Below are 17,988 nucleotides of genomic sequence, written 5' to 3'. Positions count from 1 at the left end.
TTCGTATGCAAAAGAGGATAGGACTATTACTCTCCATGCTATTAGTAGTAGTCATACTTGCGGCTTGTAATGCAACATCTGCTGAAAATAAAGGTTCGACTGCAGAAGGTGCATCTGCATCAGCAGTTCATGCAGATGCAACGGATTGGCCAAGAACATTTAAGGATGCCTTAGGCAAAGAAATTGTTATCGAGAAAAAACCAGAAAAAATAGCCTCGTTGTGGTATTTTTATCCTGAAATATTAGCTGCATTAGGTGAGCCGCCTGCTGCTACTACGGAGAAAGAGTATCTATCGACTTTAACATATTTACAAGGGAAGCTCGATGCAGCAGAGGAGTTAGGGGATAAGGTGTCTCCTAGTATTGAGAAAATTTTAGCTCTTGAGCCGGATTACATTTTAGCAACCGAACAACATGAACAAATGTATGAATCACTAGAAAAAATCGCGCCAGTCATTACGTTAAAATACAAGGACATCTATGAAAATTGGCAATATGGACTCCGTACAGTAGCCGAGATTATTGGTAGAGAAGAAGAGGCGGAAAAAGTAATTGATAAAATGATGAAAGAAATCACAACTGGGCGCGAAGCATTAAAGTCGATTCAAGGAGAGTCAGTAGCACTTATATTGTCTTGGGATGGAAAAACTTTTAATGTTCTAGGTGAAGGGAATCCTGTCTATACACTTGCGTTTGATAAAGAAAGGGGACTGGGACTTACACCAGATGATACATTCAAAGGTGCTATTAATAAATTTAATACGTTTGAAGGAATTTCAACGGTTCAAGCAGACCATATCTTCCTTATAGGTGACATTACAAAAAAGGAAACATTAATGAATGAATTAAAACAAAGTAATGTATGGAATAAACTGAATGCTGTAGAGAAGGGCAATGTCTATTTAATGGATAGTTCCGCGATTACTGGTGGCCCATTAGCTATCGAATACGCTTTGCGAAATATAACCAATGCCTTACATAAACTCTAAAAAGTCGAGAGATTATCATTGAAATCAAGGAGGAATTCATATGCATTACGAGGCTATTAATCTAAATGAGAAGCTATCTGCATTCAACGATCTTTGGTCTCCAAAAGTTGTTGGTGAATTAAATGACTATCAAATCAAGCTTGTTAAAATTGATGGGGATTTTATATGGCACGAGCATCAAGGTGCCGATAAGGTATTTATTGTGCTCGAAGGGGAAATGTTCATTGCTTTTCGTGATGGTCAGGTAAAAATCTCTAAGGGCGAGATGTTTATTGTCCCGGGGGGAGCCGAACATAAGCCTTTCGCCGAAAAGGAATGCCATATCATGTTGATAGAACCTAAGGCGGCAGGATAAGTTTTGAGTCATAAGAAATAAACAGAGTAAAGGGCCATCCGCTAAGGGTGGCCCTAAAACTTGCTGTTACAGACAGCGAGGAGGAGGAAAAAGGAGCGATTCGCCTATTTTTATTGCTAATGCGGGCGATAATTCTTGCTAATCTCGATATCGATTCCGATATGCTTATGACTGCAAGCTTCCGAACACGGGTGTAACAATGTTCTGCTTAAATTGCTCCACCGCTTCGTCGGTGTCGATCGTATAGCCGCCTTTCAGCCCGACAAATCCGGAGAAGCCGGTTTCTTTAATTGCGCGCAGAATATTCACGTAATTTAGCTCGCCTGTGCCTGGCTGATTGCGGCCGGGATTGTCAGCGATGTGGAAATGGTTGATTCGGTCGATATAATCGATTGCGTTCCGAATGACGTTGCCTTCCGTGATCTGCTGATGGTAGACGTCGAAGACGAGCTTGACGTTCGGCCTGTCTACCCGATCGATCACTTCCACCGATTCATCCGAGCGCTGAAGAAAATGTCCGTAATGATCCACAAGTCCGTTGAGCGGTTCCACCTCCAAGACGATTCCGGCTTCCTCGAGCAGCGGCGCGCAGCGTTTGAGTGTCTCCACCATTGCGGATCGCTGATCCTCGCGAGCCACGCCCTCCAGCTTGTTGCCCATCTGAGAGATGATGGAGGTGACATTTTGAATTTTGCAGGCTTCAATCGTATCACGTATCCCGGCGATATAATCGTCTCTGAACGATTCATCGACTAGATTGAAGAACTTCGTGCAAATAGGTGGCCTTAATTCTGATCTCATTGGATCCACGCCGCTTTATGATATATTGAAATAAAGACGAGCTTACTCCGTAAGACATACCATTGCAAAGGAAGTATGATTCATGAATCTAGAAACGGTCATGCAAGAGCTTGAAGCTCTTGGCAAGGAACGCACGAAGAAAGTATACCTATCCAATGGCGCGCACGAGCCGCTTTTTGGAGTAGCTACGGGTCAGATGAAGCCCATATATAGAAAAATAAAACGCAATCAGCCATTAGCTGAGGAGCTCTATGCTACAGGAAATTACGATGCAATGTACTTTGCCGGAGTGATTGCGGATCCTGAGGCAATGTCTGAGGCGGATTTTGAGCGGTGGATCGATCAAGCTTATTTTTATATGCTATCGGATTATGTAGTGGCAGTAACTTTAGCAGAAACGGATATTGCACAAGAAGTCGCCGATAAATGGATTGCAAGCAATATGGAGCTTAAAATGTCGGCAGGTTGGAGCTGCTATTGCTGGATGCTCGGGAATCGTCCGGACAGTGAGTTCTCTGAGGCGAAAATCGCGGATATGTTGGAACTTGTAAAAAACACGATTCATGATGCTCCGGAACGTACGAAGTATGCGATGAATAATTTTATCTACACTGTGGGAGTATCCTACCAGCCGCTTCATGATAAGGCAGTGGAGATTGCGAAGGAAGTAGGTCAGGTGGAGGTCAATCGCGATACCGGAAAAAGTAAGTTCTTGAATGCATCCGTGAATATTCAAAAGGCGGTAGAGAAAGGACAGATCGGCTTCAAACGAAAATATGTAAGGTGTTAATCCATTCGGAGCGGATTTCGTGAAGAGAGCAGCACGCAGTGGCAGTCACTCGTGCTGCTTTTCGTTCCAGGTGTCTTGGCAAATTAAAACGTTTAATACATGCCGCTTAGATAGCGCGGTGAACTGGCTGTCACCGCCAGTTCCTCTCGCGTTTTTTGCTGAAAGACAGTGTTTAGCTGAACCGTGCTAGAGACGCGCCTTCGCACGAGCGATGGATTTGGATTCCTTAGCGATGTATGCCTCTAACTGATCCGCTGCATGGAACACGGAGTTGCCATGACACACTTCCAATCTAGCAGGGCGCAGCCTGCCGACGATGGAACTGCTTCGCAAAACTTCCTCCATATTAGGGGTAAAGAAAGGCTTGCGCAGCTTTCCGCTTTTAGAAGAAAATAAATCTCCCGCGAGCAGTACTTGATCTTGTTCATGATAATATACGACATGCCCGGGGGAATGTCCGGGTGTATAGTAAGGCGTTAAGCTTCCTATCGATTGTAATTGTCCGTGTTCATCTTCGGGCAGCATTTTCATCGTTCCCTTCTCCATGGTGGAGACTGGCTTTTTCCCGGGACGGTAAGGGAGTTCGCCTTCGATATAAGGGATCTCATTGCGGTGAGCGAATATGGGGATCTGATTTGTACGTAAAATGTGCTTAAGGGATCCTACATGATCAGGATGACCATGCGTTAGCACGACTCGTTGCAGCGGACCGGCATGTAACTGTTCAATGAACTTCATAATTCCGTCCGCCATCGTCGGCATCCCTGCATCTACTAAGGTGACCCCTTCTTTTTCTACAACGACCCACACATGGAACGGGATCAGTACCCACATTTTTAGGCCCCAGATATGCTCAGAGATTTGCACGATCTTCATTTTCTATCAACCTCCATCTTCAATAGAAAACAATTCTCCTGTATCAATAGAGTTACTAGTTTTACTAAAGGATGTCCCTAGTTTTAACCTGGGAGGTTATCCAGCTTGCTTAACGTCTGCAACATCGTATTATGGCCTACTTATCGTATCACGATGGATAGGGGGGAGGTAAGTGCTCAATAAAAAAGGAACAGTCTCCTTAGATAAGAAGATGTTCCCACGAGATGCTATTTTGTATTAAAGGAATGCGTACAGAGCCGGAACGTAGGGCGCTTTGGCCGGATTCAAGTAGAACGGATGCCTTCAAATGCGTTAGCCACCAAACTCTGAACATAGGATTCGTTCAATGTATCGCCTGTCACAAGCAAACGATAGAAAATCGGCCCATAAAGGAGATCGATGCATATATCAATGTCGAGATTTTTTTTCAGTTCCCCGCGCTGAACCCCTTTCTCCAAAATACCTCTTGCCTCAAGTCGACGGGGACGGAAAAACCGAGCTCGATAGGCCTCCGCCAATCCTGAATCAAACTGACCTTCGCCTAATAACTCCGTTATGATGGTTCCCTCCCGACTCGTCAAGAACCGGGCTAAATTCGTGGCGTGAATTTGAATATCTTGAAATGTTGAACCCGTATCAGGCACGGGCAATCTGGCCGTAGCGGCATACAGAAAACCATCCATAACTACGGCAGCCTTGTTAGGCCACCATTTATAAATCGTGGCTTTGCTGACTTGGGCGCGATCAGCAATTTTATCGACGGTTACGGCTTCAAAGCCATTTTCCAACAATAAATCGTAAGATGCGGAAAGGATAGACTTTTGCGCTTCTACATTACGCGGCCGGCCTCTTTTTCCGGTCATCTAATCATCACCTTTCATCCATATATATCTTGTCCGAGAAAAACAAACGATACGTTCAGTATATCAATTATGAATAAAAAATAAAGTTGGGTTCGCCTATTTACAAAACTATACGTTCAGTATATTATTTGGTTATCCAATTTATAAACTATACGTTCAGTATTTATAAAAAAGGAGGAATCTAAAATGACTGCTTCAAACATACAAACAATCCAAAAAAATATTCCGACATGGCTAACCGTACTTCTGGCTGCCGCATGCGGTATCATTGTTGCCAATCTGTACTATGCGCAGCCCTTGGTCGGGGTAATCAGTTCTTCAATCGGGCTGTCTGCAAACAGTTCTGGCTTTATCGTGACGCTAACGCAGATTGGTTACGTAGTCGGGTTGCTATTTGTTGTACCTATGGGGGATATTGTTGAGAATAAAAGGTTGATTGTCGTATCTTTACTTCTTACAGCGGTTGCCCTTGTCATTACGGCAGTGTCGAAGCAAGCGTTTCCGTTTTTAGCTGCTTCGTTTGTAATCGGTTTAGGGTCAGTCGCTGCGCAAGTGCTCGTACCTTTTGCGTCATACCTTGCATCCGAATCTTCGCGCGGTCGTGTTGTCGGCAATGTCATGAGTGGTTTGTTGCTGGGAATCATGCTCGCGCGCCCTTTATCGAGTCTGGCAGCTGACTTCTTTGGCTGGCATGCCGTATTCGCTTTGTCTGCTGCAGCTATTCTTATTTTGGGGATCGTACTGTCGAAGGTATTGCCTACCAGAAAGCCTTCGTCAGACACTCCCTATACCGCTCTACTCGGTTCGATGTGGCATTTGCTGCGAACAACCCCGATCTTACGTCGTCGGGCTGCCTATCATGCATGTGTGTTTGCGACGTTTAGCTTATTTTGGACAACGGCTCCAATGCTTCTATCCAGCCCGATCTTTGGTTTTTCTCAAAAAGAAATCGCATTGTTCGCGCTTGTTGGAGTTGCGGGTGCAGTAGCTGCGCCTGTGGCAGGGCGTTTGGCTGATCGCGGCTGGACTAGACCCGCGACTGGGGTTGCCCTTGTCACTGTCGTCATTTCGGTTCTGTTACCGCTTCTGATTCGGACGGGTTCACCTATCGGAGTAGCCGTTCTCGTCATTTCAGCCATATTATTGGATGCCGGTGTATCCGCAAATCTGGTGCTTGGACAACGAGCGATCTTTTCGTTGAATCCAGAATTCCGTAGTCGCCTGAATGGGCTTTTCATGGCTATTTTCTTCTTTGGAGGTGCTATCGGATCTGCAATTGGGGGATGGATATACGCCACGGGAGGATGGAGTGCCGTGTTATGGATCGGAATGTCTTTCCCGATCGTTGCCTTACTTTATTTTGCTACAGAGAAGAAGTAGGTGGCAATGAATCAACAACTGATCAGTGGGGGAGGGGAATTGTCTTATCGTTCGTTCTGGTCATTATCTACAATAAAGTCGATAATCTCCCGAATATCGTCGATGCCCAGCGCATCGGCGATTTTTTCGATATGTGCAAAATGAATATTGGATCGTTTCCCATTAGACAATTCGCTTAGCGCAGCATGGCGGACGTCTGCCAATCTAGATAACTCGCGCAAGGATATACCGTGTTTTTTAGTTAGCTCACTAATTTTTACAACGACTTTTCTCCCCATTTCTTATCCTCCCTATTTGCTGAAACATGTGGTTTGACTATACGCATCAACGTACCATATAATTATTTTTGTGGTGGTACGTATATGCGTATACATATTGAGTTAAGATGGAGGGGAAATCATGTCCGATTGGATTAAGGACACGCTATGTCAGCGCCTTGAAATGCTTACAGAGAATGCGGAGAAACTAGATGATGTCCTTCTGTTAAAGAATAAGATAAATCAATTAGAACAATTTTTTTCGTATAAGTTATGGAATATAGGGGAGGAAGAGATGCATCGGGAATGGATGGATGTTCACAAGCAACTCCAATCTCTTCAACAAGGCTGGTTTTATGCGAAGGGTGTTCAAGATGGGGTAAAGATGGCGGTATTTTTGCAAAAATCAGAGCAAGAGTTGAGCGTGTTCGATGGAGAGTAAGTTTGAGGTTTATCACAGTATATTTTCCGCCAATATAAAATCATTAAGAAGCCTCCCTGATCAATGGTCAGGGAGGCTTTGGATTGCAGCCATATACTTAATGCAATGGAGCCATAACTAATGTTTTCAGGAATCCTTCTGGATCCTTGTCTATGCCATTGAAAACAGCAGAATAATGAACATTGTCCTGCTTCCACAAGTAAAGAATTTGACTTAGTTTCTTTGAACTTGTCTTTAGATAAACGAGGTTCATCGTAGACATGGTCGTTGTCAGAATAAGCTGAAATTTCGACATTGTTAATGGTAAAATTGCGAACGAATGAGAGCTTGGTCGTATCGAAAAGCGGAACTTTGCTTAGGTAAAAATCGAGTCCACTACTGCCATCATAGATTGTTTTATCCATTGGCACTCCTATATTCATCCACATTCTGTCCGCGGCAAATCGAATTCCGATTTACATGTTCCGATCATTCGCCCTCATCAAATAGGTATTGCTGTATTCGAACTCAGTACCTTGGAAGTGGATGGGCAGCTTCACCTTAATGCCGAGAATGTCCTTTGCTGCTGCCAAGTCCTTCTCATCATAGAGTGGAAATGAATTCCCCTCGCCGTCATAACGTACATGCTGAACCTGCTGCGGGGGGACAAAGGATTGCACCAGAGTTTGCCAGCTCTTCTTGTGACAAATACTCTTTATAGTAATTGATGGCGTACCATACACCATCATCATTCCAATAAAAACTTTTTCCTGTTTCTGAACTATTCTTATATGGACGTTTATCTGTGAATAAAACGCCTTTCACATTACCGATCTTAGCGGGTTCCTGTCTGTATTCAGGGAGCTTTTCTGATAGTCTGGAATAAGAGGCTCCCCATAAATGGTTATGCTCCAGCATATTTTCTCTGCCGGCGGCAGCCACCTCTACTTCCATCGTGCGTTCATTTTTTGTACGAGGGTTAGATACAAAAGAAATAGTTACAGATTTCAGATAACGTTCTGGATCGTCAGGCTTCAAGGAACTTTCATTTATGGACACATTATCAAGCTGATTACCTTCAGGGAGATAGTCAGGTACCTTAAAGTCAAATTTTCTAAAATCGAGTGCTCGATACAGACTATTCGTCCATTCATGTCCGTGATAGATGGAGGGGATTTCGATCTTGGTGCTTCCTGCTTGGTCTTGAACGTCTGGCTCAGAGCTCTTCCCGTTCTCCGATACATTAGTAAGCAAAACGGCGCCCAAGGCTACAACTAAAAGAATTGCGACGGCGGATAGTTTGTACGATCCTTTTTTGTACTTGGCGATCATGATGATTCTCTTTCGTTTCATTCTTGTTGTTTCCGAAATGCGATAGGTTAACCCCGTATGAGGTACCTTGGCGGGAAAATAAACGCGACAGCATGAGCAGGGTCATGCCATAGGAAGAAGCCTCGGGCTCATCCAGAGATTCAAGTACACTCGCATCGCATGCCACCTCTTCCGTCGGCCTTCATCTTTCTTACCGCTAACCACACCATGGGATTGTACCAATGCATTCCGACTGACAGCATCCACAAAGCGTTGAATCATAAGTCCTTGCGCTTATAGTGAGTCAGCTCATACAGCAGAATATGCGTCAACTGTCTTGAATTAGCGATCACGACGATATCCTCGGGCACATAAAAAAGGATAGCACCTAAGTACCATCCTCATTTTCAATACTAATCTATACATATCCTCGTTGCTTCAGCAGCTGCAGATATTTCACATAATACTCATTATCGAGCGAGCACTCCCCTTGATTCCTAGCATAACTCTGAGATCATCGACTAATGCCGTACATATTCCCTGTACCGTATAGCTGCTCATGTACTCTCCGTCATCACTGATGATAATGACGCGGAGAAGTTCCTGAACTTATATTTCTTCTGTAAATACGTAAGAATCTATTTCAACCGCCCTTATTTTCTGTTTGAATCAGGTATATCGTGGTGAAATTTGGTTTTTACAGTAGCGTAACTGTCGTATGGATAATTTTGAAACAAAGACTACTTAAAATCGTAACGATTGGTATACCTTTAAATGGGGGAGGTTTAATGAATTACATAATTGATTTAATAAAATTGATGTTTCCCAATACGGAAACTGCTATCTTTCTTATCATACTAACAGTGATTACATTGTGGTTGTATAAACATTTACAAACACGGATCACCGGTAATGAAAAGAATAGCATTGCGAAAACCGATAAGGCAATTGAGGCTTATACTGAGCTGGATTTTGAGATAAGGAGATTTTTAAATAATAGGTCTGACATATCCGTAGTGGAGGCTAAAGTCATTAAAGCTAGTCCTTACTTACCTGTAACAATCTTAGTCGATTTACAAGGGTGGGTTGGAAAATTTGAATGGGACGCGAATATTATACAGTTAACAAAATTACAGAATGAAATTAGAGAAGAGATAAAAAGGTTAAAGCTTACCCAAGTAGATCCAATTACTTATAAAAGCAACGGAGGACTTGCAGAATTTATCAGGGTATATTATAAAACAAAATTATACTTAATTGTAGAGCCGATAATTCATACTGTGGTAGGTATTTTTATTTTAATGATATTATTACTAATTATTCCAATGTTTGCAACGGCACAAGAAATTACTGATAAAGTTTTACTTATATCATTGTTCGCTGCGAGTATACTATTTATTCTCGTAATTGATATTATAGTAACCGAGATTTTAGCAAAAAGTAGATTTGTACACTCTGCGGAAAATTGGATTGTATTCGGAGCTTTTATTATTTTGAGTAGTATTTTAATTTTTGTTGGTCCATGGTTTAGAGGAATCTTAATCATTGTTATAATATTTGCATACGCATTTTATGTAAAAACATTTAGCATTAAGAATATGGGGGGGAACAGAAAAGGAAAAGAATCGGTGAAAAAATTCCTTGAGTAGTAGTAAATGTAATATGTGAAAAATACCAAGTATAATTTGTAGAGAAAAATCCGTTAAGCTAACCACACCATACGTGTTGATAAGGAAAGTTAGCTAGAAGAAGCTAAGGGGAATAAGTATGGAGCTAAGCCACAATTTATAAGGTATCTAGTAATTTAGGTGTATTAAAAAATATTTACTCATAATACTCAAAAAGGGAAATTTTCTATAAATTATGCTTTTTTAGAAAAAAGCCTCTCACCAGTTCGGCGGAGAGGCTTTTTTCTAATATGTGTATTCCCAAATCCACTTAATTCGTATAGTTATCGAAATACCCTTGAATAAAGATAATCGGTGTACCTTTATCTCCGCTGCCGGAGGTCAAATCGGACAAAGAGCCGATGAGATCGGTCAATCTGCGAGGGGTTGTGCCTTGCGCCTCCATCGCGCCTACGAGATCCGCGTCTTTGTTGCTGATGTATTGAGAGATCGCTTGCTTCAACTCTTCGCCTTTTAAATGAGCAAAGTTATTGTCGGCAAGGTATTTCAGCTTCACTTCATTGGGTGTACCGTTAAGGCCTGCTGTGTAGGCTGGCGATACAACCGGGTCAGCAAGCTCCCAAATCTTGCCCACAGGATCCTTGAACGCTCCATCGCCATAAATCATGACTTCAACTTGCTTGCCCGTTTTTTCTTGGAGCCTGCGCTGGATATTGTCCACGATCGGCTGGCAGTTGCGCGGGAACAGCTTCACGCTGTTCTCTGTGGATTTGTTGGAGCCTAACAGGCCATATGCTTCGTTGCAACCGCTGCCGTCAATCGATGCAGTCATGATATCGTCGAGGCCATATACGTTTTCTCCGCCGTTTGCCTTCAAAATCTTTTTCGTTCTGAAACGGGTATGGATATCGCAAGTCAGCACGTTTTTCGTATACTCCAGAATCGTCTTTGGATGATTCGAGAAAATGACTTCGCATTCCACGCCGTACTCTTCGATCAGTGATTTATAGTAGTCGATATAATCAACGCCGGTAAAGGTATGCTTGTTATAACCAAACAGATCACGGAATTGCTGCTCTGTCAGCACATCCGTCCAAGGGTTGATTCCTTTTTCGTCGAGCAGGTCGAGATCCACCAAGTGGTTGCCTACCTCATCCGATGGATAGCTGAGCATGAGCACAACTTTTTTAGCGCCCTTTGCAATACCGCGAAGGCAGATCGCAAAGCGATTGCGGCTCAAGATCGGGAAAATGACCCCAACCGTTGCATCTCCGAATTTGGCGCGTACATCCTGCGCAATATGATCGATTGTCGCATAGTTGCCTTGCGCACGAGCAACGATGGATTCCGTAACGGTAACGATATCTTTATCTTGAATGTGGAAGCCTTCCGCTTCGGAAGCTTTCAACACGCTATCTACAACAATATCCTCGATGCTGTCCCCTTGATTAATGATAGGGCAGCGGAGGCCTCTAACGACTGTTCCAACCATTCTTTCCAATATAATCGCTCCTTGGGACGCGTATAGTGAATTGCATGATTTGGCGTTCCTATTTGTACTATACACCTGTCTAATGATATAAGTGAAATTAATATATTGAATATTAGATATAAGGAGTGCTTATGCTGTGAGTAAGTTAGATCTATATAAAGTGTTTTGTACGGTGGCGAAACGCAACAGTTTTTCAAAAGCAGCACAAGATCTTTACATGACTCAGCCAGCCGTCAGCCAAGCAATCATGCAGCTAGAACGGGAGTTAGATACTCGGTTGTTCACTCGAACATCGAAGGGGGTATTTCTAACGAATGAAGGCAGACTTTTATATGAGTATGCAGATTCAGCCATGAATTTGATTCATGTTGGTGAAGAAAAGATGCTGGAGCTAAAAAATTTAACGACTGGCGAGTTGAAAATCGGTGTTGGCGATACAATCTCCAGATATTTTTTACTTCCCTATTTGGAGGAATTCCATAATCGATATCCCAATATTAAGTTTAAAATCATAAACGGAACGACCCTCGAAATATGTGCGCTGATTAAGTCAGGCGGAGTCGATATTGGCATTTGCAATTTTCCGCTGGAGGATCCTGCATTGGAGTTGAGACCGTGCACAGACATTCAAGATATTTTCGTATACGGGGATAAATTCAAAACAATGTTATCTGGGCCTGTCAGCCTTGAGACAATCGCCAAGCTGCCGTTGATTTTCCTTGAATCGAAATCCAATTCCAGAAAGTATGTCGAGGATTATATGGGGTCGAAAGGTGTACGGATCGCGCCCGATTTTGAATTGGGTTCGCATCATTTGCTGCTGGAGTTCGCTAAAATCAATTTAGGCATCGCTTGCGTGACGAGAGAATTTTCACAAGAGTATTTAGATAAAGGTCTTCTGCATGAGGTTCAATTGGTGGAGGAAATCCCGAAGAGGAGCATTGGTATATGTTTTTTGAAAAGCGTATCTTTATCTCCAGCTTCGACGAAGTTTGTGGAGATTATCGAACATAACAGGCTTTGATTATATGCGTTTATATGGGTCGAGATTGTTACAAAGTGCCAAAATGAAGCTGCGATCAGGGAGTAGATGAATGAAGACGGGGCCTGTCCTATGGTAGACTAGTGTTATTAATATTTACCATTTACGAATGAGACGAGGGGATAAGATGGGGTTTCTAAAAAAGATATTCGGCGGCAAGAATGATGGGGAGAAAGCGAAGGACGGCACTACAATTTACACATATGACGAAAGTGCCAATGATGGTGGTTATGAGCCGCCTGCACCGATGGAATACGTGGAAGATATCGTTGCCCATTTCGAAAATGTATTTCCGGGGAGAAACAGTAGCGTTTTTCATGAGATTATATCTGATATCGTACATATTGATGTCAATGTTATGGAGCCTACGGAAGAAGAGCCATTCTGGGTGTTATATACGACCGGTATGAGTGATTTGCCGATGACGATTCCAGATGAGATACGAGCGGAAATGGATGGGAATTACGATCGGGCGGAAGTGATGATGTTCCTTCCAGCTTCGTGGGAGCTATCCGAAGAAGCTTTCAAGGACGACAACAATTATTGGCCGATTCGATTAATGAAGCAGATGGCTCGTTTTCCACACCAGTATAATACCTGGTTGGGATATGGGCACACGATCCCGAATTATCAGGACTATGAGCCTTATGCCGATGGGACAGGCTTGAATGGGGTTGTATTTTATCAGTTAAAAGAAGAAATCAGCGTCATTCCGACCAAGGACGGAAATAAGGTTCATACCTATTTCCTGATTCCTCTGTACAAAGAGGAAATGGATTATAAGTTAGAGCACGGGATGGATGCATTAATAGACAAATTATCAGAGTTGGAAGATGGAGTGCTCGAGTTAGATCCAAAACGAAGAAATACGTGCAAGTCGTAAAAAATAATTCTAGTTCTTTTCTAGAATCTAAAACGCCAGCTCTTTCACATCATGGAGAGAGCTGGCGACTTTTTTAGGTAAGTACGTGGCATTTAGTTAAGGTTCGGTTAGAAAAAGGGAAATGCTTTCACTTATTCCGAAAAGGGTTGACTAAGAACAAAATTACAACTCCTAAAAGAAACAACAAAATCCCTTCAATCTTGTATGACCATATCGCAGAGTGAATAAAAGAGCCAAAAATATCAGTAGTATCTGATTGTACATTCTGGTAATTTACCAGAACTAACATGGCTTTATCCATACCCATATCAGTACTTTGGGAGATAAACCGAAAGCCAATAATAAAGAGGATAAGCGAACAAATGAAAGCAATAAATAACGTGATTTTTGATTTCATTGTTTTCATTGTTTTCATTCTCCTTTGGTAAAGTAACAACGACTTTCTATACGGTGTTACTTTACCAAAATTTACTCACTTGTTCAATAAACCCAATCGTTAGTTGTCTTGCCAATTGGGAAGCAGTTATGGAAAGGAAGAACTGAGGTCGGCGTCCCTATTCCTTTAATGGAAACTTCAGCAGTCGTAATACTTTCACCCTGTTCGCGTGATGTGAAGTATGTGAAGATGGATACATCAAAGGTTTGAAGCCGCTCGGCTTTGGGCTTTTGATCTTCAGGCTATTGCGATCCTTCCTTCTACTTCATTGGCGAATTAGGGTCGCAGCTTTCCTGAAGACGCTAATTAGGAGAGGGGGCATCCAGGCTATCATATTCCTTCCTTCTATTGAATCTTCCATTGAAACTAGGGGTATGGCTTTCCTGGAGTCTTTATGATGATGAACACCATCTATCTGCGTAGAGCGAATAAGCTGATTGTGAACCATGGGCAGGGAGGTAATCGAATCTCTAAAGCCCATTTGGCTACGGCATTGAAGAACATAGAGCAGCTTGGATATACGTTATCGAAGCCATTAATAAACGCCGTCCGTACCTTGTCCAAGGAGCAGTTCCATGCGTTTTATCAGGGGCTGATCACAGATCTTAAGGTGATGGTAGGTGCTCACGTAACATACAAACCAATGTATCCGGATTTTCCAGAGCAGGTGATGCAGGAAGATGACGTGGAGTTGTACCTGAATGCCATTTATCATTATCTGACCTTGGAAGTGCCGGAGAATAAGGCAGCAGATCGCCCGCCAATGCTGGATAAGGTCAATCTTAAGATGATTGATTTAGGCAACAAGTCGGACTTCCATACGATGCTACGCCATCTTATTCAGGTCAAGGGGTCAATTTCCGAGACGGATAAAGAAGATATCGATGCAGTTGTCGAACATGCGGATATCGATGAACTGGAGGACATTCTGCCTGCCGAGATTCCATGTAAGGAAAACGTGGGCTTTGTAGCCGCCTCCTTAATGAAGCATGATAAGGCAAACATGAATCTGATCCGACCGTACTTCAAGACCGCTACCGATGTCCTGCGCCTCGCTGTTGCTTGGTCGGCTGGCGACGTTAGCCTTGCTGAGCCTACGCGCTTCCGCAAGTTCAAGCGGCCGGAGAGACGGCTGTTGCTTGGCCTGCTGGAACAATGTGGAGCGATTACCGAGGATATGCTGAAATATAAGCAGCGCTGGATTCGATTAGGCGAGATTTTGCATCCATCTGAATATAAGCAGCAGTTTACAAAATGCAAGGATGCCTTTGATATTTTGCGCAATAACAAGCCCTTCACCACCTTTAACGGGAGCGTGGAGCTCGCTTTCCAATATCAGAATATGTGGACGCTGATCGATCTGTTGATGAAGCGCCCAGGCGAGTTTGCCAGAAGACTGGATCACATGCTTCGCATTGCGGAGCAGGCGGAGTACGTAGTGCTGGCATTCGGTGAAATCGCCAATCAGGTATCAACGCCCGTGCTTATGCAAGTAAAGTCCCATTTTACTCATCGTAACGAGCCTAAGGAGCTCCGTACCTTTTTCCCGAAAGGGAATGTTGCCAAGGCTGTAGCGATTCCCAATACGCTGCCGGAGATTGGCGAGGCGATATGCCAAGACATTGTGCGACTGTGCGATCAGACGCTTAGGGAGCGATTCTCGGCACTTCCAGTGCTCGGAAAAACATATGTTGATGAACGCATGAAGCGCTATAACGTGCCGTTCTCCCAGCGTTCGGCAAGCAAGGCGCTGCGTACGATCATTCGGGGAAGCCGTGTGCCGATGGAAGCAGGGGATACCGTTCGCTTCTTCAACTGGTGGAAGGAAGGTACGGTGAATGGAAATCCTACAGGCCGTGTAGATATTGATCTCTCTGCTGTCATGTACGATCGCAATTGGCAGTATGTTGAGCATATTTCATACACGAATTTGCGATCGTCAAAGTACCGAGCTGTGCACAGCGGCGACATCGTAGCCGCTCCACAGGGAGCCTGTGAATTTATCGATCTGCATATTCCATCCATTGTGGATTATGGCGGTCGTTATATTGTCGCTTCACTTCATTCCTTTACGATGCAGCCGTATTGCGACTTGCCGGAGTGCTTCGTAGGCTGGATGATGCGCAAAAAGCCCGGTTCCGGCGAGATTTTCGAGCCGGCGACAGTCTCCAATAAAATCGACGTCACCGCCGATACACAGATTGCAATCCCTGTCATCTTGGATTTGATAGAGCGCACCGTCATTTGGACCGATCTCTCGCTGACAAGACACCCGAGCTACTATAACAATGTAGAAGGGAATCAAAGCGGAATGGTCTTGATGGGCAAAGCGATGACTACGTTGCAAAAGCCGAATCTGTACGATCTGTTCATGCTCCATGCCCAAGCAAGAGGGGAACTTGTTGCAACGGCAGATCAAGCAGATACGATTTTCTCTGTAGACGAAGGAGTCACTCCATTCGATATCGAGCAGATCATGGCTGAATTCCTTGTATAGATGAACAAGCGGATGCAAGATCATCAGCGGTGAACGAAGAGGGTTGTAATAACGCCTTAGTTCACCGCTTGAACCTGTTAATTAGCCTTTTACCATTTCCGGCAGTCCTTTATGTTTGACGAAACGCTGAAAGAGGAACCGAACGATCGGCCCTATGATTAGGAGCTGAAGCGGAAACGCGAAAATGAAATTTTTCACGACAAATGAGAAGTAATTTTCAAGCAAGGATCCTTCCATGCGGCTGCTCGCAAGATAGGCTGTTATCAACCCGTACAAGGACATGCAAAGAACCATTCCACTCACCATAAAGAAGGCAACGGATACGACTACGTTCAGTTTCTTGGACTTGTCATAGGGGAAGGAAAAAGCAATTTTCTTCGCTACAGGTCCCACAATAAAGGATTCCAATGTGAACGCAATGAAGAGGGCCAAAATAAGTTGGGCTAGTATGCTTCGCCAAGATAATGTATTGAGCAAGCCGTGCAGGTATAGGTTATAAAAGGTCATGCATACAACCATCCCGGAGCACATCATCAGCCCAAAGTAGACTTGTTCTTTTTTTGTTATCGGCAATGTGATCATCCTTTCTTTTCGACCTCATCATTATAGAAAAAGCAGACATCTTCACATAAGTGAACATTTTGCGAACTTTTCCGGTAGCAAGGACGATGTTTGCCGTATGAGAAAGTGCGCTTAATTATCAAGATCGACACACGACCACTGTGCCATATAGAAGTATCTAGTCGACAACAATTGAAAACGCTTCAAAAATACATTGACATAGCAATAACTAGGATCTAATATTGATTACGTAAACGTTTAACTAACAAACAGGATCAGCACTGCTCCTGTTTAAGCAAATTATTCAAAAACGTTTACTTACGAGAGGTGGTTAGATGGCAGCTACGATTAAAGATATTGCACGAGTTGCCGGTGTCTCTACCGCGACCGTATCGAGAGTCATCAATAATCTTGGCGGATATAACGAAGAGACGGAGAAGAAGGTTATCGCCGTTGCCAAGGAATTGGGATATCGGAAAAATGAAAATGCGAGAAGCTTGGTGCAGAAGTCGACCAATACGATAGGTATCATTATGCCAGATGTAGCAACCTCTTTTTATGGCGATATTATCAGAGGGATTGAGGATATTTCGTATGCGCATGGTTACAGCGTAATCCTGACCCATGCCGGCAGCAATGGTTCCCGAATTCAGGATTGCTTGAAATTGATGGGAGAGCGCAGAGTAGACGGGCTCATTATCGTTTCCATCGAGCTGCAAGAGGCTGCAATCGACGCTATGACATCACTCGAAATTCCTTTTGTTTTGCTTTCTACCAAGACGGATCGGGATGATGCGCCATATCTTAAAGTGGATGATTTCCGAGCGGCATATACCGCGGTTCAGTATCTGATTGAGCATGGACACCGGAAGATCGGGATGGCCGGGGCAAATCCTAGAGATCCGATATCCGGAGCGCCGAGAATCGATGGGTATACGCAAGCATTGCGAGATCAGGGGATCAAGGTGGATTTGAACCTGATTAAGCCCGGGAACTTTAGCTTCGAATCCGGCAAAAAGGCCATGCAGGAGTTCCTAGAAGAGGAAGCGGATATTACCGCAGTGTTCTGCGCAAGCGACGAGGCTGCACTAGGAATTATATCGACATGCTTTGAGCATGGTATTGAGGTTCCAGAGAAGGTATCCGTGGTCGGATACGATAACTCTAAGGTGTCGCGTATGTCAATTCCTCCGCTTACGACAGTCGCGCAGCCCTTGTATGACATGGGGAGAGAAGGCTGCCGGAAATTAATTGATGCGATTCAGCATAGGATTAAGATTGAGTCCGAAGTGATACCGCATGAGTTAGTGGTACGCAAATCAGTCAAGTCGTTGGAACAAAAGTAAGCATTTTAAAATATATGTATTTGCACACGGACGTAATATAGATGATTTTTACGCATTACG

18 protein-coding genes are annotated in these 17,988 nt (G+C 43.6%); 10 read left to right on the top strand and 8 right to left on the bottom strand.

Annotation, left to right across the window (positions count from 1 at the left end):
• The first annotated feature begins 5 nt into the window (after window positions 1–5).
• Both NO352_RS21500 and NO352_RS21495 read left to right on the top strand, forming a co-directional pair.
• Complete coding sequence (locus NO352_RS21500; RefSeq protein ID WP_289356740.1) at window positions 6–989, top strand: ABC transporter substrate-binding protein; 984 nt, start codon at window positions 6–8, stop codon at window positions 987–989.
• A 40-nt stretch (window positions 990–1,029) separates the two neighbouring features.
• A complete protein-coding gene (locus tag NO352_RS21495) occupies window positions 1,030–1,344 on the top strand; it encodes a cupin domain-containing protein (protein WP_268599187.1) in 315 nt (104 codons plus the stop codon).
• Between the two features lie 165 nt (window positions 1,345–1,509).
• Here NO352_RS21495 and NO352_RS21490 read toward each other — a convergent pair whose 3' ends face one another.
• The gene (locus NO352_RS21490) at window positions 1,510–2,145 is read right to left on the bottom strand and encodes a TIM barrel protein (RefSeq protein ID WP_289356739.1); all 636 of its coding nucleotides are present in this window, start codon (window positions 2,143–2,145) and stop codon (window positions 1,510–1,512) included.
• 82 nt (window positions 2,146–2,227) lie between these two features.
• Between NO352_RS21490 and NO352_RS21485 the strand changes: the two genes are divergently transcribed.
• On the top strand, window positions 2,228–2,935 hold the full coding sequence (locus NO352_RS21485; RefSeq protein WP_289356738.1) for a DNA alkylation repair protein: 708 nt from the start codon (window positions 2,228–2,230) through the stop codon (window positions 2,933–2,935).
• 186 nt (window positions 2,936–3,121) lie between these two features.
• Here the strand turns inward: NO352_RS21485 and NO352_RS21480 are convergent, their stop codons facing one another.
• The gene (locus tag NO352_RS21480; RefSeq protein WP_289356737.1) at window positions 3,122–3,811 is read right to left on the bottom strand and encodes an MBL fold metallo-hydrolase; all 690 of its coding nucleotides are present in this window, start codon (window positions 3,809–3,811) and stop codon (window positions 3,122–3,124) included.
• Window positions 3,812–4,095: 284 nt separating this feature from the next.
• The gene (locus NO352_RS21475; RefSeq protein WP_268623102.1) at window positions 4,096–4,674 is read right to left on the bottom strand and encodes a TetR/AcrR family transcriptional regulator; all 579 of its coding nucleotides are present in this window, start codon (window positions 4,672–4,674) and stop codon (window positions 4,096–4,098) included.
• 186 nt (window positions 4,675–4,860) lie between these two features.
• Here NO352_RS21475 and NO352_RS21470 point away from each other — a divergent pair, with 186 nt between their 5' ends.
• The gene (locus tag NO352_RS21470) at window positions 4,861–6,054 is read left to right on the top strand and encodes an MFS transporter (protein ID WP_289356736.1); all 1,194 of its coding nucleotides are present in this window, start codon (window positions 4,861–4,863) and stop codon (window positions 6,052–6,054) included.
• A 44-nt stretch (window positions 6,055–6,098) separates the two neighbouring features.
• Here the strand turns inward: NO352_RS21470 and NO352_RS21465 are convergent, their stop codons facing one another.
• Entirely contained in the window at window positions 6,099–6,332 is a 234-nt protein-coding gene (locus tag NO352_RS21465; RefSeq protein ID WP_289356735.1) for a helix-turn-helix domain-containing protein, read from the bottom strand.
• 121 nt (window positions 6,333–6,453) lie between these two features.
• Here NO352_RS21465 and NO352_RS21460 point away from each other — a divergent pair, with 121 nt between their 5' ends.
• Window positions 6,454–6,753 (top strand): hypothetical protein, encoded by a 300-nt coding sequence (locus tag NO352_RS21460; RefSeq protein ID WP_289356734.1) that lies wholly within the window; start codon window positions 6,454–6,456, stop codon window positions 6,751–6,753.
• 612 nt (window positions 6,754–7,365) lie between these two features.
• Here the strand turns inward: NO352_RS21460 and NO352_RS21455 are convergent.
• Window positions 7,366–8,085 (bottom strand): hypothetical protein, encoded by a 720-nt coding sequence (locus tag NO352_RS21455; protein ID WP_289356733.1) that lies wholly within the window; start codon window positions 8,083–8,085, stop codon window positions 7,366–7,368.
• A gap of 746 nt (window positions 8,086–8,831) precedes the next feature.
• Between NO352_RS21455 and NO352_RS21450 the strand changes: the two genes are divergently transcribed.
• Complete coding sequence (locus NO352_RS21450) at window positions 8,832–9,692, top strand: hypothetical protein (RefSeq protein WP_289356732.1); 861 nt, start codon at window positions 8,832–8,834, stop codon at window positions 9,690–9,692.
• Between the two features lie 289 nt (window positions 9,693–9,981).
• Here NO352_RS21450 and NO352_RS21445 read toward each other — a convergent pair whose 3' ends face one another.
• Window positions 9,982–11,172, bottom strand: a complete 1,191-nt coding sequence (locus NO352_RS21445; RefSeq protein WP_163979562.1) for a coenzyme F420-0:L-glutamate ligase — start codon at window positions 11,170–11,172, stop codon at window positions 9,982–9,984.
• Between the two features lie 127 nt (window positions 11,173–11,299).
• Between NO352_RS21445 and NO352_RS21440 the strand changes: the two genes are divergently transcribed.
• Window positions 11,300–12,187 carry a LysR family transcriptional regulator gene (locus tag NO352_RS21440; RefSeq protein WP_268623091.1) on the top strand — a complete coding sequence of 296 codons (888 nt, stop codon included), beginning with the start codon at window positions 11,300–11,302 and terminating at the stop codon, window positions 12,185–12,187.
• A gap of 145 nt (window positions 12,188–12,332) precedes the next feature.
• Entirely contained in the window at window positions 12,333–13,088 is a 756-nt protein-coding gene (locus tag NO352_RS21435) for a suppressor of fused domain protein (RefSeq protein WP_289356731.1), read from the top strand.
• Window positions 13,089–13,215: 127 nt separating this feature from the next.
• Here the strand turns inward: NO352_RS21435 and NO352_RS21430 are convergent, their stop codons facing one another.
• Complete coding sequence (locus tag NO352_RS21430; protein ID WP_289356730.1) at window positions 13,216–13,494, bottom strand: hypothetical protein; 279 nt, start codon at window positions 13,492–13,494, stop codon at window positions 13,216–13,218.
• Window positions 13,495–13,918: 424 nt separating this feature from the next.
• Between NO352_RS21430 and NO352_RS21425 the strand changes: the two genes are divergently transcribed.
• A complete protein-coding gene (locus NO352_RS21425; protein ID WP_289356729.1) occupies window positions 13,919–16,021 on the top strand; it encodes a TerD family protein in 2,103 nt (700 codons plus the stop codon).
• Between the two features lie 81 nt (window positions 16,022–16,102).
• Here the strand turns inward: NO352_RS21425 and NO352_RS21420 are convergent, their stop codons facing one another.
• Complete coding sequence (locus NO352_RS21420; RefSeq protein WP_262866511.1) at window positions 16,103–16,594, bottom strand: DUF2798 domain-containing protein; 492 nt, start codon at window positions 16,592–16,594, stop codon at window positions 16,103–16,105.
• A gap of 323 nt (window positions 16,595–16,917) precedes the next feature.
• Between NO352_RS21420 and NO352_RS21415 the strand changes: the two genes are divergently transcribed.
• A complete protein-coding gene (locus NO352_RS21415; protein ID WP_005545308.1) occupies window positions 16,918–17,928 on the top strand; it encodes a LacI family DNA-binding transcriptional regulator in 1,011 nt (336 codons plus the stop codon).
• The last annotated feature ends 60 nt before the right edge of the window (window positions 17,929–17,988 follow it).

This window comes from Paenibacillus sp. S-12 (assembly GCF_030363895.1).
GTDB lineage: Bacteria > Bacillota > Bacilli > Paenibacillales > Paenibacillaceae > Paenibacillus_B > Paenibacillus_B alvei.
Note: the sequence above shows the minus strand (reverse complement) of the source record. Positions and strands in the feature narration are given on the sequence as shown.

Coding starts and splice junctions, on each gene's coding strand:
- NO352_RS21455 (WP_289356733.1), bottom strand. CDS start 8,085: ATGAAACGAAAGAGAATCATCATGATCGCCAAGTACAAAAAAGGATCG.
- NO352_RS21480 (WP_289356737.1), bottom strand. CDS start 3,811: ATGAAGATCGTGCAAATCTCTGAGCATATCTGGGGCCTAAAAATGTGG.
- NO352_RS21435 (WP_289356731.1), top strand. CDS start 12,333: ATGGGGTTTCTAAAAAAGATATTCGGCGGCAAGAATGATGGGGAGAAA.
- NO352_RS21425 (WP_289356729.1), top strand. CDS start 13,919: ATGATGATGAACACCATCTATCTGCGTAGAGCGAATAAGCTGATTGTG.
- NO352_RS21490 (WP_289356739.1), bottom strand. CDS start 2,145: ATGAGATCAGAATTAAGGCCACCTATTTGCACGAAGTTCTTCAATCTA.
- NO352_RS21415 (WP_005545308.1), top strand. CDS start 16,918: ATGGCAGCTACGATTAAAGATATTGCACGAGTTGCCGGTGTCTCTACC.
- NO352_RS21430 (WP_289356730.1), bottom strand. CDS start 13,494: ATGAAAACAATGAAATCAAAAATCACGTTATTTATTGCTTTCATTTGT.
- NO352_RS21450 (WP_289356732.1), top strand. CDS start 8,832: ATGAATTACATAATTGATTTAATAAAATTGATGTTTCCCAATACGGAA.
- NO352_RS21460 (WP_289356734.1), top strand. CDS start 6,454: ATGTCCGATTGGATTAAGGACACGCTATGTCAGCGCCTTGAAATGCTT.
- NO352_RS21470 (WP_289356736.1), top strand. CDS start 4,861: ATGACTGCTTCAAACATACAAACAATCCAAAAAAATATTCCGACATGG.
- NO352_RS21495 (WP_268599187.1), top strand. CDS start 1,030: ATGCATTACGAGGCTATTAATCTAAATGAGAAGCTATCTGCATTCAAC.
- NO352_RS21475 (WP_268623102.1), bottom strand. CDS start 4,674: ATGACCGGAAAAAGAGGCCGGCCGCGTAATGTAGAAGCGCAAAAGTCT.
- NO352_RS21485 (WP_289356738.1), top strand. CDS start 2,228: ATGAATCTAGAAACGGTCATGCAAGAGCTTGAAGCTCTTGGCAAGGAA.
- NO352_RS21500 (WP_289356740.1), top strand. CDS start 6: ATGCAAAAGAGGATAGGACTATTACTCTCCATGCTATTAGTAGTAGTC.
- NO352_RS21465 (WP_289356735.1), bottom strand. CDS start 6,332: ATGGGGAGAAAAGTCGTTGTAAAAATTAGTGAGCTAACTAAAAAACAC.